The sequence below is a fragment of the Kineococcus gynurae genome (assembly GCF_042433995.1).
Lineage (GTDB): Bacteria > Actinomycetota > Actinomycetes > Actinomycetales > Kineococcaceae > Kineococcus > Kineococcus gynurae.
Genome location: NZ_JBHLUI010000012.1, coordinates 121,647 through 137,592, shown reverse-complemented (window position 1 = coordinate 137,592; position 15,946 = coordinate 121,647). Strand labels below are relative to the sequence as shown.

Genomic DNA, 15,946 nt, shown 5'->3' with positions numbered 1-15,946 from the left:
TCAGGCTCCGATCTCTTCGGGCTGGCGGGACAGGTGGGTGGGGCCGAAGGGTTCGGTGTAGAGGTCGGCGAACGCGACCGACGGGTCCGGGAACGGGCTGGTCTGGGAGAACTCGAAGGCCTCCTCGACCTCGGCCTCCACCTCGCGCTCGAGCTCGTCGAGCTCGTCGTCGGTGGCCACGCCCTCGACCACGAGGTGCTTGCGGAAGAGCACGATCGGGTCCTTCTCCAGCCAGCTCGCCTTCTCGGCGGCGTCGCGGTAGTCGACCCCCAGCCGCAGACCTTCGGAGTGCTCGTTGAACCGGTACGTGACGACCTCGACGAGGGACGGGCCCTCACCGCGGCGGGCCCGTTCCACGGCCTCGGTCACCGCGGCGTGGACGGCCAGGAAGTCCTGGCCCTCCTCGACCCGCACGCCGGGGATGCCGAACCCGGCGGCGCGCTCGGCGATGACGCCCGAGGTCACGGTGTGCGCGGGGGTGGAGAGCGCGTACTGGTTGTTCTCGCAGAGGAACACGACCGGCAGGTCCCAGGTACCGGCGATGTTCATCGCCTCGTACAGGCAGCCCTGGTTGGCGGCCCCGTCGCCGAAGAAGGCGAGGGAGACCCGGCCGTTGCCGAGGACCTTGGACGACAGGGCCGCGCCGGTGGCGATCGGGATCGAGGAACCCACGATCCCGGACTCCCCGAGGCTGCCGACGGCGAAGTCGGCCAGGTGCAGGGACCCGCCCTTGCCGCCGCAGACCCCGGTGCCCTTGCCCACGAGCTCGGCCATGAGCGGTCCCAGCGGGGACCCCTTGCCGATCGGGTGCCCGTGGCTGCGGTGGTTGCCGGTCATGTAGTCCTCGTCGCCGAGGGCCATGGTGGCGCCGACGACCTGGGCCTCCTGGCCGATGCTCGTGTGCACCGTGCCGGGGATCTGGCCCCGCTTGACCATCTTGGAGGCCCGTTCGTCGAAACGGCGGATCCTCAGCATCCGCCGCTGCGCCTCGAGCGCCGTTGCCCGGTCCAGGTGCACAACATCCTCCCGAATGTTCATTCAGTGGTCTGGTAGAAATTCTAGTGCGGCGACGCGGCGGTGACAAGACGCGGCGACGATCCGCCCCGACCCGGCTCCGCGACGCGGCGGCCGGGTCGCGATCCTCGTCGGATCAGCCTGCGGCGGTGGGGATCTGGAGGAGATACTCGGCGGTCACGGTGTCCGTCATCAGGACGTCCACCCAGCCGCCGGCGAGTGCCGCGGCGATCGGCGCGTGCTTCGTCCGGCCGCCCGCGACGACGATCCGCCGTCCGGCCCGCCGGAGCTGCTCCAGGTCGACCCCCACCACGAGGTCGTCCAGACCCGTCGGGACGGGCCGTCCCTCGGCGTCGAGGAAGCGCTGGTCCAGCTGGGCCACGGCCCCGGCCACCCGGGCCTGCTCCAGCTGGGCCGCGGTGAAGAAGTTGTCCCCCTCGCGCAGCGGACCGTGGAAGTCGGCCGGCCCCACACCGACGAAGGCCACGTCCAGGGTGTCCAGCAGCGACAGGGCGTGCGCGACGTGGACGTTCTGCACGACCGAGTCGCGCAGTTCCGGGCTCGCCGCGACCCCCGGGGTGCGCAGGAACACCGCCTCGGCCTCCAACGCCCGGGAGAGCCGCAACGTGGCCCGGGCCGCCTCGTGCTGCAGCAGCGGGGAACCCAGGTCCCCGAGCAGCTCCACCACCTGCTTCGCCCCGGAGCGGCGGACGGGCGGCAGCAGGTCGGCCATGGTCCGCAGCGTCTTGCTCCACGAGGTGAACCCGACGACGGAGCCGCCGGGCCAGGCCTCGGCGAAGTGCCGGGCCGCGGCCGCGCCCAGACCCTCGGCGACGTCGGCCTCCGAGATCACGTCGACGAGGTGCACCTCACCGAGGCCGAACCGCTGTTCCAACCGCTCCTCGAGGTCGGGGTGCAGGCCCTGCGGGGCGACGACGACCGTGCGGACGATCCCCATCTCCTCGGCCGCCGCGAGCAACCGCGACACCCGTGGTTGGGAGAGGTGCAACCGGGCCGCGATGTCGCGCTGGCGGACCCCGCGCACGTGGTAGAGCCGGGCGACCGTGGTGACCAGGCGGAGGTGGTCGCTGCCCAGGGCGGTGGGGTCGACGGCCATCTCAGGCCTCCGCCCCGGCCGCACCGGACGGCTGGGAACCGGGCAGCAGCGCCCCGATGCCCTCCAGCACCCAGGTGGGACGCTGGTCCGCCGGCAGCGCCGCGGCCTCGCCCGCGGTGTTCTCCCCGGTCAGGACCAGGGCCGAGGCCATCCCCGCGGCGCGGGCCATGGCGATGTCGGTGGCCAGCCGGTCCCCCACCAGGACGCAGTCCTCGACCGGCAGGCCGAGCAGGTCGCGGACCGCGTCGAGCATGACCGTCCCCGGCTTGCCCGCGTTCATCTCGCAGGTGACGCCGGTGCACGCCTCGATCGCCGCGACGACCGCGGCAGCGTCGGGTTCCCCGCGCCCGCCGGGCATGGGGCAGAAGCGGTCGGGGTTGGTCGTGACCAGACGGGCGCGGCGGTGGAACCACAACGCGTCGAAGGCGGTCTGCAGCTTGCGGTAGTCGAAGGTGCGGTCGAAGCTCGCGACCACCACGTCGGTCTCGGCGGCCTCCTCCACCAGTCGGATCCCGCGCTCGCGCAGGTGCCGGCGCAGGGGTTCCTCGCCGATGACGAAGACCCCGGCGCCCGGGGCGTTCTCCAGCAACCAGGCCGACATCGTCACCAGGGGGTTGAGGATCTCCTCGACCGCGGTGGGGATGCCGAGCCGGCTAAGTTTCTCGGCGTACATGGCCGGGTCCTTGGTCGGGTTGTTCGACAGGAACACCGTGCGCGACCCCGCGGCCCGCAGGGCGGCGATCGTCTCCGCGGCGCGCGGCAACGGCTCGTCGCCCAGGTAGACGGTCCCGTCCAGGTCGAACACGTACCCCCGGTACCAGCGGTCGGGCTGGACGTCGACGCGCGCTCCCGCCTCCGGCGCGGTTCCGGTCGGGGCGGTCACGACCGCACCCCCGCGGGTGCCGTCGCGCTGGCCGGTTCGGGTTCGCCCGAGGTCTCGGGGTCGCCGTCGAGCGCGGCGCTCAGGTCGCCGAAGACGTCGCGCAGCTGCGGGTAGAGGCGGCGGTAGACCCCGAACAACCGGTCGTACACGGCGCTGTCCCCGGCGTCGGGCTCGTAGACGGTACGGGTCCCGCTCATGGCCTCCGAGGCCTCGGCGACCCCGTCGTGCAGCCCGACCGCCGCCGCGGCCAGCACCCCGGCCCCGAGGCACGTGCTCTCGGGTTCCCGGGCGATGTGCAGCGGGCGCTGCAGCACGTCGGCCATGATCTGGCACCACACCGGACTGCGGGAACCGCCGCCGGTGGCGACGACCCGGTCGACCGGGACCCCGACGGCCGCCTCGGCACCGTCGGTCAGCAGCCGCTGCTCCAGGGCCAGGCCCTCCAGCAACGAGCGGTAGACGTGACTCTTCCCGTGCCGGCCGGTGAGTCCCAGGATCGTCCCCCGGGCGTGGTGGTCCCAGTAGGGGGTCAGCGCCCCCGTCCAGTAGGGCAGGGTCAGCAACCCTTCCGATCCGGGCGGGAGCTGGGCCGCCGCGGTCTCGAGGACCTGTTCGGCAGTGAGGTCCAGCCCCAGCGCCCGGGTGTCGACCCCCGCGAACCGCTCCACGAACCAGCTGATGTTGTGGGTGCCACCCCCGATGAAGGTCTCCACCGCGTAGGTCCCGGGGACCCCGCCGGCCATGGTGCGGAACGCGTCGGAGAACCGGTAGGTGGTCGAGGCGGACCCGGAGATGATCCCGCTGCCCAGGTTCAGGTACGACGAACCTGGTTGCACTACACCGGTTCCGAGGCCTGCGGCCTGACCGTCGCCGGCCCCGGCCACCACCGGCAGTCCGCGCGGCAGACCGAGGGCGTCGGCCACCTCGGTGAGGACCTCACCGATCACCGCACCCGGCGGGTGCAGTTCCGGCAACCGGGCCCGGTCGAGCTGCGCGGCCTGCAGGAGGTCGTCGTCGTAGTCGAAGGTGCGCAGGTCGACGACGCCCAACGGGTCCGCGCTCGCCCACGACGTCGCCCAGCGACCGGTCAACCGGCGGACCAGGTAGGCGCCGACGTCGGCCACCATCTCGGTGCGCCGCACGGTGGCCGGTTCGTGCCGGCTCAACCAGAGGAGCTTGTACCAGGCAGGGGTCGGGTTCGGCGGTTTGCCGGTGGTCTCGTGGACCGCCCGCGTGCCGAACGTGGCGACCTCCTCGGTCGCCCGGGTGTCCAGCCACAGCATCGCCGGACGCAGCGGCCGACCGTCCTCCGTGGTGCAGGCGAACGTCTCCCGCTGGTGGGTGATCGCCAGCGCGGCCACCCGGCGACCGTCGACGGCCTGCACGGCGCGCCGGACCGCCTCGCAGGTGGTGCTCCACCAGTCCTCGGGGTTCTGCTCGCCCCACCCGGGGTGCGGGGTGGTGGTCGCGAAGGCGGCGCGGCCGGTGGCCAGCGCCCGACCGCTCGCGTCCCAGACGACCGCCTTGGTCGCCGTGGTCGAGCAGTCGAGCCCGACCACGAGGTCGCGGGTCACGGCGTCGCCGCCGCGGCCCGCGGGGCGTCGAGCGCCCCCAGCACCCGGTCCACCACGGCGGGGGTCCACAGGCCCAGCAGGTCCAGCAGGTCGACGACGGTGAGGCGCTCCCGCATGAGGTGGCAGTTCCCGACGGCCCAGCGGGCGAGCTCCTCGGGCACGGAGGGTTCCAGCTCGGCGAAACTCGCGGTGACGCCCGCGGCGTGCAGCCCCGCGAGCAGGTCCGCGGCCGGGGTCAGCAACCCGCGCAGCACCTCCACGTGCTCCTGCGGCTCCCGCAGCAGACCGGCCACCGCCGGCGCGGCCTGGGCCAGCGCCTGCAGCTTCTGCCCGTACCGCCGGGCGCACTCCGCGGCCAGCGCACCGTCCTCGTCGAGGTGGCCGAACGCGGCCCGGCACCGTTCCTCGGCCGAGGCCGGGTCGGGGCGCAACGCCTCGACGTCGAGGTCGCGACCACCCCCAGTGGCGAGGTGCTCGAACAGCACGTCCCAGGCGGTCGCGGCGACCACCGAGGCGACGCCGACCTGGGCGCCGTGCAGGCCGATCGGTTCGTGGCGGGCCCCGTGGTGCATGTCGAGCATGTGCGAGACGAGGTGCTCCACGCCCGAGAGCACCGCGGTCCCCCCGGAGACGCCGGTGGCGATCCCCCGCACGTCGAGCGCCCGGGTCAGGGCGGCGATGGCGTCGGGCTCGGCGCGCACGACCCCGGGCGACCACGCGTCGAGTCCCCGGCCGACGACGGCGAGCAGCTCCACGGGGACCTCGTGGAACGTCGGGTCGATCCCGAGCAGTTTCGCGAGGTACCAGTCCGCCGGCGCGGTGAACATGGACAGCAGTTCCCCGTACCCGGCGGCGGCCATCTGGGGCGGGGCCCCGGCGATGGTCTCCAGGTCGGCCAGCACGACGTCGGGCCAGCGCGAGGGGATCGTCTTCTTGACCCCGGAAGCCAGCACCACCGAGACGTTGTCGGTGAAACCGTCGACCGAGGCGGCGGTCTGCACGACGACGAGGGGTTGCCCGCCCGTGCGGGCGGTCGCCACCTTGCCGATGTCGGTGATGGTGCCCCCGCCCACGGTGACCACCGCGTCGCTGCCGCGCACCGCCTCGGTCGCCTCGTCCAGGGCGGCGTCGTCGGCGTGCAGCGGGTGGTCCCCGCGCAGGACGACGCGCTCGCAACGCCCCCCGCCCCGACCGTCGTCGACGGCGGCCCGCACCAGGTCCTGCACGTGGTCCTTGAGCAGGACCTGCCCGCGGCGGATGGGGGTGTCGTCCACGAGGAGCACGACGGTGGCCCCGGTCAGCTTCTCCCCCAGCAGCTTTCGCAGGGTGCTCGCGACCTCGTCGGCGGCGTGCTCGGAGACGACCAGGTCCCGCAGCTCCAGGGGGACCAGGACCCCCGCGGGGTCCTGGGCCCGGATGGCGTCGCGCAACGCGTCGAGGTCGGTCGGGTCGGCGAGGTCGCGCAACCGCACGTCGGTGGGCGGCAGGTTCTCGGCCACGGTGAAACTCCTCAGGGGGAAGGGGTGTCGGAGCCCGGTTCGGTCGCTGCGGTCAGTGCCCGCCGCGCAGGCGGGCCCGGCCGCCGCGGTCGCTCATGACGGCGGCGATGATGACGACGCCGATGACGACGGGCTGGAGGTTGGGCGAGACGTTGAGCAGGGACATCCCGTTGTTCAGCGTCCCGATGATGAACAACCCGATGAAGGTGCCGAGCATCGTGCCCGAACCCCCGGCCAGGCTCGCCCCACCGATGACCACGACGGCGATGACGTTGAGCAGGTCGGTGGCACCCGCGGTCGGCTGGGCGGAGTCGAGCCGGGAGGTGGTGAGCATGCCGGCCAGCGCGGCGAGCACCCCGGCGATGACGTACACGCGGATCTTGATGGCGGTGACCCGGAGCCCGGAGAGGCGGGCGACCTCCTCGTTGCCACCGATGGCGTAGAGGGCACGGCCGTCGGGCCGGTAGCGCAGCCAGAACGCGGCGCCGACGAAGACCAGGACCATGATGACGCCCTCGACCGGGATCGGGGTCCCGGGGACGTTCTCGGTGAGCAGCAGGAACCAGTCCGGGAACCCGGTGATCGGGTTGCCGTCGGTGATGTAGAGGGCGAGACCGGCGGCGGCCGACATGGTCGCCAGGGTGGCCACGAAGGGCTGCACCCGACCGTAGGTGGAGAGCACCCCGTTGATGAGGCCGATGAGGGCCCCGACGAGGACGCCGGCCACCAGGGCGACCGAGAACGGGAGCCCCTGCGACTTGAACAGGAAGGCACTGGTCATCGCGCTCATCGCCAGGGCCGAACCGACCGAGAGGTCGATCCCGCCGATGATGATGACGAGGGCCGCGCCCACGGCCATCACGCCGATGTCGGAGACCTGGCTGACGATGTTCAGCAGGTTGCGGCTGGTGAGGAAGTAGGGCGACAGGATCGACATCAGCACGACGATGACGATCAGACCGACCAGGGGGCCCGGGATCTGGCGGGCCAGGCCGAGCAGGCGGTCGCGGGCGCTGTCCGGGGACGCGGTCGAGCTCGCCGCGGACGGCTTCTCGGAGGTGGTCGTGGGACTGCTCATCGGAGGTGACCTTCCAGGCTCGTCGGCGTGCTGTTGTCGGGGGTACCGGTGGGACCGGCCACGGTGGCGGTCATCGAACCGGTGGAACCTTCCGAGGCCCCACCAAGGACGGCGAGCTCCATGACCCGCTGCGGGGTGGCGTCGGCTCGTTCCAGGACCCCGCGGTTGCGGCCCCCGCCCATGACCAGGACCCGGTGGCACAGCCCGAGGACCTCCTCGAGCTCGGAGGAGACGACCACGACGGCCACGCCGTCGGCGGCGAGGGAGCGGATGATCTCGTAGATCGCCATCTTCGCGCCGACGTCGACCCCGCGGGTGGGCTCGTCGATGATGAACACCGTGGGTTTCTCCACGAGCCACTTGCCGAGGAGGACCTTCTGCTGGTTGCCCCCCGACATCGAGGCCACGGGCAGGCCCATGCGGCCCCGGATGTCGAGGTCGCGCGACAACCGCTCGGCCGTGGTGCGCAGCGCCTTCCGGGTGACCAGCCCCTTGCGGGCCAACGACTTCTCCCACGGGAGGGTGATGTTCTCCGCCGCGGTGCGGTCGAGGTTGAGGCCCTGGCCCTTGCGGTCCTCGGGCACCATCACGACGCCGGCCGTGATCGCCGACCGGGCGTCACCCCGCTTGAGCGGGCGACCCTCGACCTCGACGGTGCCCTCGTCCGGGCGGTCGACGCCGGCGATGGCCCGCACGACCTCGGTGCGCCCGGCCCCGACGAGGCCGGCCAGACCCAGGACCTCGCCGGCCGCCACGTCGAGGTCGATGTCGGAGAAACTGCCCTTGAGCCCGAGGCCCCGGACGCGCAGCACGGCCCGGTCGGTGGCCGGCTGGGGGGCCGAGTGCTGGTAGGTGAACTCACGACCGACCATCGCGTTGACGAGTTCCTTCTGGGGGACGTCCCCGTCGTCCCAGGAGGCCACCCGCTGACCGTCGCGCAGGCAGACGATGCGGTCCGCCGTGCGACGCACCTCCTCCAACCGGTGGGAGATGTAGACGACGCCCGCGCCACCCTCGCGGAGCACCTGGATCTGCTCCAGGACCCGCTCGGTCTCGCGCTCCCCCAGCGAGGCGGAGGGTTCGTCGAAGATGACGTAGCGGGGGTTGCGGGAGATCGCCTTGGCGATCTCGATCTCCTGCTGCACCGCGATGGAGAGGCCGCGCACCGGGCGGCCCGGGTCGAGGTCGACCCCGAGCCGTCCCAGTGCTTCGGCGGCGGCGTTCTCCATCTGCCGCCGGGCCAGGCGCCCGCCCGAGAGCGGGAGCCGACCCAGGAAGATGTTCTCGGCCACCGAGAGTTCCGGCAGCAACCGGATCTCCTGGTGGATGAGGACCACACCGGCCCGCAGGGCCTCGGCCGGGCCCGAGGGGGCGTACGGCTCGGAGTCCAGGGTCATGGTCCCGCCGTCGGGCCGGACCACCCCGGTGATGATCGAGCTCATCGTGGACTTGCCGGCCCCGTTCTCGCCGATGAGTCCCACGACCGAGGACGGGGCGACCGTGAAGTCGACCTCCTTCAGCACCCGGACGCCCGCGTACTCCTTGATCAGGCCCGTGCAGACGAGCCCTGCGGGGGCGCTCACTGGTCGACGGAGGCGTCGGGGCCGTAGAAGGTCTTGACGTCCTCGGTCGCCACGTTGTCCTTGGTGATGAGGACGGTGTCCTGGTACTGCTCCTTGGCGATCCCGTCGCCCTTGCCCTCCATGATGGAGATGGCGTTGTCCACGGCGATCTCACCCATCTTGTAGGGCTGCTGGGCCATCGTGGCCTGGGTCAACCCCGCCTCGATGCCCGCGAACATCGTCGGGAAACCGTCGATGCCGACGAAGGTCATCCCGCTGCGGCCGGCCTGCTGGGCGGCCTTGGCCGCACCGAGCGCCATCGCGTCGGACTCGCCGAAGACGGCCTTCAGGTTCGGGTTGGCCGAGAGGATGTTCTGGGTGGCCTTGAACGCCTCGGTCTCGTCCCAGTTCGCGGTCTCCTCGGCGACGACCTTGACGTTCGGATGCTCCTTGAGGGAGTCCTCGCAACCCTGGGTGCGCTGGATCTCGGCGGTGGAGCCGAGGACCCCGTGCAGGATGGCGATCTCACCGGAGTCGCCGATCTGGGAGAACATCCAGTCGCAGAGGTCCTTGGCCGCCTTGACGCTGTCCGTGGCGATGTAGGTCGCGAGCTCGCCGTCGCCGGACTCCGGCCGCTGGTCGACCGCGACCACGGGCACGTCGGCCTGGTTGGCGGCGCGCACCCCGGCGCCGGCCGCGGTCGAGTCCTGGGAGATGAAGATGAGGGCGCCCACCTGCTGGGTCAGCAGGTCGTTGACCTGGCTCACCTGCTGGTTGGCGTTGTTGTTGGCCGAGGTGACCTTCAGCTCGTAGCCGCGCTTCTTCGCCTCGGCCTCCATGCCCTGCACGGCCGCCACGTAGAACAGCGACTTCTGGTCCGCGACCGAGACCCCGATGGTCTTCTTGTCGCCACCGCCACCCTCGGTACCGGCCGAGTCCCCGCACGAGGCCAGGGGGGCCACGATGGCGAGGGCGGCCAGCGGGATGAGGGTCTTGAGCACGGACTTCTTGCGCAGCACCACAGTCGTCTCCTTCGTCGTCTGTGCCCCAGCCGGGGCGGGGTGTGAATCGTTACTCAGCCATCGAATGTTGATTCACCCCGATCATGCGGAGTGACCACGGTCACTGTCAAGTGGGACTTGGACGCGTCGTGGCACCCCGCTGGACCGGCCTGATCCCCTAGGGTTGTCCGGTTCAACCCGAACGAGCCGAGCACGAACCGCCGCGGGGCACGGACCCCCCGGCACGGACGGAGTCGCCCTGGACCTCCAGCAGGAGCGTCTGGTCACCAAGGTGGCCCGCCTCTACCACGTGCGCGGACTGCGCCAGAGCGAGATCGCCGAGCGTCTGCACATCTCGCAGTCGCGGGTCTCGCGGCTGCTGAGCCAGGCCGAGGCGGCCGGGGTGGTGCGCACGATCGTGGTCCTGCCCACCGGGTTGCACTCCGACCTCGAGGACGACCTGGAGCAGCGCTTCGGCCTGCGCGAGGCCCACGTGGTGGAGGCCGTCGCCGACGACGAGGACGAGCTGGCCCGCGACCTGGGCCACGTCGCCTCCTCGGTGCTGGCGGCGAACCCGCTGCGGGCCACGACCGTGGGCTACACCTCGTGGAGCCGGACCCTGCGGCACTGCGTCGAGGCCCTGGCCCCGGGGGGTTCGCACGCCGAGCGCGTCGTCGAGCTGCTGGGGGACCTCGGCTCCCCCGCCCTGCAGCACGAGGCGGCGCAGAGCACCGAGCACCTGGCCCACCTGCTCGGGGCCACCCCCCTGTACCTGCGCACCCCCGGGGTGCTGCTCGACGCCGGCACCCGGGCGGCGCTCCTGGACCACAACGCGCACGCCCAGCGCAGCCTGTCGGCCATGGACGACCTCGACGTGGCCCTGGTCGGCATCGGCCCGGCCCGGACCGCGCCACCCCTGGGGGGCGACACGTTCTTCACCGACGAGCAGTTCGCCCGCGCGCGGGAGCTGGGGGCCGTGGGCGAGGTCTGCCTGCGCTTCCTCGACGCCGACGGGCACGTCCTGAGCACGCCGTTCGACGACCTCGTGGTCGGGGTGACCGCCGAGCAGCTCGCCTCCGCCGGAACCCGTTTCGCCGTGGCCGGGGGCCAGGGCAAGCACGCCGCGATCCTCGCCGCGCTGCGGGGCAGGTGGGTCGACGTGCTGGTCACCGACACCGGCACCGCCGAGGCCCTGCTGGCCGCCGGCCCCCCGGCCTGACCGCCCCCACCCCCGCACCCCCACCCCACCCCACCCCACCCCCGCCGCCGCGCTCCGCGACGCCGAGGACCGTCCCGGACGTGACCGTCCGTGAGTCGGATCACGACGAACCCTTGACACCCGGGCCGCGTCGTCCGCACACTCTGCAAGTCGATTCAACGCCCGCATGATTATGCCGGGCTCTGTGCTCGAAGAGGAGCTGATCGAAGTGCGCACCCCCCTCAGCCGCCGCCGGTTCGTCCTGGCCGCCGCCACCACCGCCGTCGCCACCTCCGCCGCCTCGGCGTGCGGGACCACCACCCAGGGTTCCGGTGGGGCGCAGCAGACCATCGCCAAGGACGACCTGATCCTGGTGCTGTCCGTCATCAACACCACGAACCCCTACATGGCCTCCATGATCCAGGGCGCCGAGGCCCTCTCGAAGGAACTCGGGGTGCCGCTGCGGATCGTGGACTCCGCCGGCAGCTCGCAGCAGGAGATCTCCCAGATCCAGGCGATCCTGGCCGAGGGCAAGAAGGTCGCCCTCGTCTCCAACACCGTCGCCAGCGCCGACGCGGTGCCCATCGTCAACGCCGTGAAGGCCGCCGGTGGTTACGCGGTCATCTGGTGGAACAAGCCCGACGATTTCACCCCGGAACAGGTGGGCGACAACTTCGTCTCCTTCCAGATGCACTCCGGTGTCGACGCCGGGATGTGCACCGGCAAGGCGCTCGCCGAGTCCCTCGGCGGGGAGGGCAACATCATCGCCTTCCCCGGGGTGCTGGACTCCACGGTCAGCCAGCAGCGCGTCGCGGGGCTCAAGGAGGCGCTGAAGGAGTTCCCGGGGATCACGATCCTCGAGGAGCGTCCCGCCAACTGGGACCAGCAGGTCGGTTTCAAGGAGGCCCAGGCGATGATCGCCAAGTACGGCAACCAGATCAACGGGGTCTGGACCGCCGACGACGCGATGATGCTCGGCGCGATCCAGGCGTTCGACAACGCCGGCACCACCGCCGACGTCAAGTTCGCCGGCGAGGGCCTCTACCCGCCGGTCATCGAACTGATGCAGAAGCCCGGCAGCACCATCGTCGGTGAGACGTTCCACCGTGGGTACATGGCTGCCGCCATCGGGTTGCTCACCGCCTACCAGGCCGCGACCGGCGTCCTCGACGTCGCCAAGATGCCGGCCGAGCAGCGCCAGGCCCTGTTCAAGATCGGCTGCGTCACCCCGGAGAACCTCGACGAGTTCACCGGGTACGACAACGACGTGCCGGGTTGGATCAAGACCCTCGTCAAGGACGGCCCGTACAACACCGAGCCCGTCCCGGTCGTGGCCGCCGGTCCGGTGAAACTGCCGTGAGCACCCAGGTCGAGGTGGCCGGGAACCCTCCGGCCCCCACCCGGACCCCCGCCCGGCGGCCGCGTTCGCACCGCTGGCGTTCCTCGGGCGAGGTCGTCGCGCTCGTCGTGCTCGTGATCGTGTTCACCGTCCTGAACCCCGGGACGTTCGCCACCACCACGAACCTGCTGACGATCCTGGACCAGGCGGCCCTCCCCCTGATCGTGGGGGTCGGCGCCACGCTGGTCATCCTCATGGGTTCCATCGACCTCTCCGTCGAGGGCGTCATGGGGGCGGCCGGCATGACGTTCGTGCTGCTGTCGGCGAACAGCCGCACCGGGACCGACCTCGGGCCCGTCGCCGTCCTGGCCGCGCTCGCCGTGGGCCTGGCCCTCGGCCTGCTCCTCGGGTTCGTGCACACCCGGATGCGGGTCCCGAGCTTCATCGCCTCCCTCGGGGTCTGGTACGTCGGGCTCGGAGTGGCCACGCTGCTGTTCGGCACCTCCGGCATCCCCTTCCTCACCGACACCGACACCGCCCGCTGGTCCAGCCGCACCACCCTCGGCCTGCCCCACTCGTTCTGGTTGGCGTTGCTGGTGCTCGTCGCCGGCGTCGTCGTCGGGCGCTGGACCCGCATGGGTCGCTCGGCCTACGCCATCGGGGCCGACCAGCAGATCGCCCGCGACAACGGGATCCGCGTGAACCGGGCCAAGGTGGCCGTGTTCGCGACCGCCGGGCTGTGCTCCGCCCTCGCCGGTGTCCTCGCCGCCCTCCAGCTGGGCGCCGGGGCCGCGACACTCGGGGCGGGGACCCTGTTCCTCACCATCGCCGCCGTCGTGATCGGGGGGACCTCCCTCGGCGGCGGCCGGGGCGGGGTGCTCCGCACCGCACTGGGAGTCGTCATGCTGACCGTCCTCAACAACGGACTGATCCTCTCCGGCGTGAGCCCGGACATCCAGTCCGGGGTGTCCGGGGCCGTGCTGGTCGCCGCCATCGTGGTCGCCGCCTGGCCGCACCGTGGACGCCTCCGGGTGGTGAAGTGATGTCCGCCCCCGCCTCCGAACCCCTGCCCGACGCCCCCGCTCTGCGCCTGAGCGGTCTGACCAAGACCTTCGGCCAGGTCCGGGCCCTGCGCGACGTGTCCCTGACGTTGCAGCGCAACGAGGTCCTGGGCCTCGTCGGTGAGAACGGAGCCGGCAAGTCGACCCTGCTCAAGATCCTCTCCGGCGTCCAGGAACCGGACACCGGCACCATCGAGGTCGGGGGCCGCGCGGTCCGTCTGCGCAGCACGCAGCAGGCGGCCGCCGCCGGGATCGGGATCGTGCACCAGGAGCAGTCGCTGCTGACGAACCTCTCCGTGGCCGAGAACATCGCGATGACCCCCGTCCCGTCGGCCCAGCGGGCCACGAAGTTCGGGTGGTACCGCTGGCGGCGCCTCAACGCCGACGCCGCCCGCGTGCTGGCCCGGGTCGGGGTCGACATCGACCCCCGCACGATCGTCGGAGACCTGTCGTTCGTGGAACGCCAGATGGTCGAGATCGCGCGCTCGCTGCAGGTCGACAGCGGCGACCACTCCTGCCCGGTCCTGATCCTCGACGAGCCGACCTCGCTGCTGGAGCGCGCCGAGGCCGACGTCCTGGAGCGGGAGATCCGCGACCTGGCCCGGATCGGTTCGGTCGTCTTCGTCTCGCACCGCCTCGACGAGATCCGGCGCATCTGCGACCGCGTCGTCGTCATGCGCCACGGTGAGATCGTCGGCGACCTGCGCACCGCCGAGACCGAGGAGGACGAGATCTTCCGCCTCATGGTCGGCCGTTCCGCCCGGGGCAGCGCCCGGTCCCGCGCCGAGGCCGGCAGCGGCGAGGTCGTGCTGCAGACCCGTGGGCTCACCCGCCGGGGGAGCTACCGCGACATCGACCTGAGCGTCCGGGCCGGTCGCGTCACCGCGATCGTGGGCACCAACGGCTCGGGTCGTGAGTCCCTGTGCCGCACCCTGTTCGGGGCCGAGACCGCGCACTCGGGCACGGTCGAGCTCGACGGTCGCCCGGTGGGCTCGTGGACCATGCCCCAGGCCGTGCGCAACGGGGTGGCCTACGTCCCCTCCGAACGCCGCGTCGAGGGGATGGTGGGCGGCATGACGGCCGCGGAGAACCTCACGCTCACCCACCCCGGGGAGTCGCGCCGCGGGCCCGTGCTGCGCCCCCGGGCCCGCAAGCGGGTCGCCGAGAAGTGGTTCGCCGACCTGGACGTCCGACCCGGCGACCCCTCGCTGCCGCTGGAACGTTTCTCCGGCGGCAACCAGCAGAAGGTCGTCATGGCCAAGTGGCTGTCCGCGGGCGACCTCAAGGTCCTGCTCCTGGACCACCCGCTGCGCGGGTTGGACCCGGGGGCGGCCGAGATCGTCAACGAGCAGATCCGCCAGGCCGGCCGGGACGGGGCGGGGATCGTCCTGCTCGCCGACACGCTGGAGGAGGCCTTGGAGATGGGGGACGAGGTCGTCGTCATGCGTGACGGCGAGATCACCACCCGCTTCGACCTCGCCACCGACAACCCCTCGACGCTCGACCTGCTCGAAAGGATGGTCTGACGATGGCGCCGGATCTGAACGTCGGCCCCGCCCCGCGGACCACCGCGCGGGAGACGGGCGGGCGCACCGACCGTGCGACCCGTCCCCCGGCCGCCCGGGTGGGCGCGCTCTGGCACACCGCCGGACCGTTCGCGGTCTTCGCCGTGCTGCTGCTGGTGACCGGGATCCTGAACCCCGGTTTCCTGTCCGGGGGGCTGGTGATCCTGGCGATCCAGGCCACGGCCATCCTCCTGGTGGCCCTCGGTCAGGCGGCCGTGCTGCACGTCGGTTCCATCGACCTGTCCAACGCCGCCACCGCCATCCTCTCGGCCATGATCCTCGCGACCGCGCTGGGCACGACCGGCCCGGCGGCCGTCGTCGTCTGCCTGGTCGTGGCGACCGTCGTCGGGGTCGTCAACGGCGTGCTGGTGGCCTACGCGCAGGTCCCCTCCTTCGCCCTCACGCTCGGCACCCTGGGGATCCTGCAGGCGGCCTCGCTGGTCCTGTCGGGCTCCACGACCGTCTACGTGACCGCGAACGGCGAACTGGTGTCCTGGCTGTTCGTCGTCACCTTCGCCGGGTTGCCCGCGGGGTTCTGGGTGGCCGCGCTGCTCGCGGTCCTCGGCTGGTTCGTGCTGCAGCGCACAGGCCTCGGGCAGGGGCTCACGGCGGTGGGCCGCAACGAGACGGGCGCCCTGTTCTCGGGCCTGCGGGCCCGCCGCCTCAAGGTCGTGGCGTTCGCCGCGTCGGGCTTCCTGGCCGGGGTCGCGGGGATCGCCATCATCGCCCAGGCCGGTGCCGCCAGCAGCTTCGGCCTCGGCAGCGACCTGCTGCTGCCCGGGATCGCCGCGGCGATCGTCGGGGGCACGGCGATCACCGGTGGGCACACCAACCCGATCAACGTGATCTTCGGGTCGCTGACCATCGCGCTCATCCCGATCACCGCCACCGCCCTCGGCGTGACCCCGCAGGCCCGCAGCCTCGTCTACGGGATCGTGGTCGTCGCCGCCGTCGCGCTCACCACGCGCCGGGTCAGAGGGGCCTCGGTCTTCTGACCCCTCGCCGCGCCGGTGGGCCCGGACCCCGGCACGCTGATCGTCCCCCGCCCCGACGAC

At 72.2% G+C, this 15,946-nt stretch carries 13 protein-coding genes; 5 read left to right on the top strand and 8 right to left on the bottom strand.

Features of this window, described 5'->3' with window-relative positions; translation table 11 throughout:
* The 8 genes from ACFFKU_RS16635 to ACFFKU_RS16600 form a co-directional block, all read right to left on the bottom strand.
* A complete protein-coding gene (locus ACFFKU_RS16635; protein ID WP_380139707.1) occupies positions 1-1,038 on the bottom strand; it encodes a thiamine pyrophosphate-dependent dehydrogenase E1 component subunit alpha in 1,038 nt (345 codons plus the stop codon).
* Between the two features lie 112 nt (positions 1,039-1,150).
* Positions 1,151-2,131 carry a sugar-binding transcriptional regulator gene (locus tag ACFFKU_RS16630; protein WP_380139705.1) on the bottom strand — a complete coding sequence of 327 codons (981 nt, stop codon included), beginning with the start codon at positions 2,129-2,131 and terminating at the stop codon, positions 1,151-1,153.
* 1 nt (position 2,132) lies between these two features.
* Positions 2,133-3,014 carry an HAD-IIA family hydrolase gene (locus ACFFKU_RS16625; protein WP_380139703.1) on the bottom strand — a complete coding sequence of 294 codons (882 nt, stop codon included), beginning with the start codon at positions 3,012-3,014 and terminating at the stop codon, positions 2,133-2,135.
* Complete coding sequence (locus ACFFKU_RS16620; RefSeq protein WP_380139701.1) at positions 3,011-4,588, bottom strand: xylulokinase; 1,578 nt, start codon at positions 4,586-4,588, stop codon at positions 3,011-3,013. The genes ACFFKU_RS16625 and ACFFKU_RS16620 overlap by 4 nt, the downstream gene beginning before the upstream one ends.
* Positions 4,585-6,087, bottom strand: a complete 1,503-nt coding sequence (locus ACFFKU_RS16615) for an iron-containing alcohol dehydrogenase (RefSeq protein WP_380139699.1) — start codon at positions 6,085-6,087, stop codon at positions 4,585-4,587. Before ACFFKU_RS16615 ends, ACFFKU_RS16620 begins: the two co-directional genes overlap by 4 nt.
* Positions 6,088-6,139: 52 nt before the next feature.
* Positions 6,140-7,165 (bottom strand): ABC transporter permease, encoded by a 1,026-nt coding sequence (locus ACFFKU_RS16610; RefSeq protein ID WP_380139697.1) that lies wholly within the window; start codon positions 7,163-7,165, stop codon positions 6,140-6,142.
* Complete coding sequence (locus ACFFKU_RS16605; protein ID WP_380139695.1) at positions 7,162-8,748, bottom strand: sugar ABC transporter ATP-binding protein; 1,587 nt, start codon at positions 8,746-8,748, stop codon at positions 7,162-7,164. The genes ACFFKU_RS16610 and ACFFKU_RS16605 overlap by 4 nt, the downstream gene beginning before the upstream one ends.
* Positions 8,745-9,749 carry a substrate-binding domain-containing protein gene (locus tag ACFFKU_RS16600; RefSeq protein ID WP_380139693.1) on the bottom strand — a complete coding sequence of 335 codons (1,005 nt, stop codon included), beginning with the start codon at positions 9,747-9,749 and terminating at the stop codon, positions 8,745-8,747. The genes ACFFKU_RS16605 and ACFFKU_RS16600 overlap by 4 nt, the downstream gene beginning before the upstream one ends.
* A 271-nt stretch (positions 9,750-10,020) precedes the next feature.
* Here ACFFKU_RS16600 and ACFFKU_RS16595 point away from each other — a divergent pair, with 271 nt between their 5' ends.
* From ACFFKU_RS16595 to ACFFKU_RS16575, 5 genes are all read left to right on the top strand, one after another.
* Complete coding sequence (locus tag ACFFKU_RS16595) at positions 10,021-10,947, top strand: sugar-binding transcriptional regulator (protein WP_380139691.1); 927 nt, start codon at positions 10,021-10,023, stop codon at positions 10,945-10,947.
* A gap of 208 nt (positions 10,948-11,155) precedes the next feature.
* Entirely contained in the window at positions 11,156-12,286 is a 1,131-nt protein-coding gene (locus ACFFKU_RS16590; RefSeq protein ID WP_380139689.1) for a sugar ABC transporter substrate-binding protein, read from the top strand.
* On the top strand, positions 12,283-13,308 hold the full coding sequence (locus ACFFKU_RS16585; protein ID WP_380139687.1) for an ABC transporter permease: 1,026 nt from the start codon (positions 12,283-12,285) through the stop codon (positions 13,306-13,308). The genes ACFFKU_RS16590 and ACFFKU_RS16585 overlap by 4 nt, the downstream gene beginning before the upstream one ends.
* A complete protein-coding gene (locus ACFFKU_RS16580; RefSeq protein WP_380139685.1) occupies positions 13,308-14,852 on the top strand; it encodes a sugar ABC transporter ATP-binding protein in 1,545 nt (514 codons plus the stop codon). Before ACFFKU_RS16585 ends, ACFFKU_RS16580 begins: the two co-directional genes overlap by 1 nt.
* 2 nt (positions 14,853-14,854) lie before the next feature.
* The gene (locus tag ACFFKU_RS16575; protein WP_380139683.1) at positions 14,855-15,886 is read left to right on the top strand and encodes an ABC transporter permease; all 1,032 of its coding nucleotides are present in this window, start codon (positions 14,855-14,857) and stop codon (positions 15,884-15,886) included.
* The last annotated feature ends 60 nt before the right edge of the window (positions 15,887-15,946 follow it).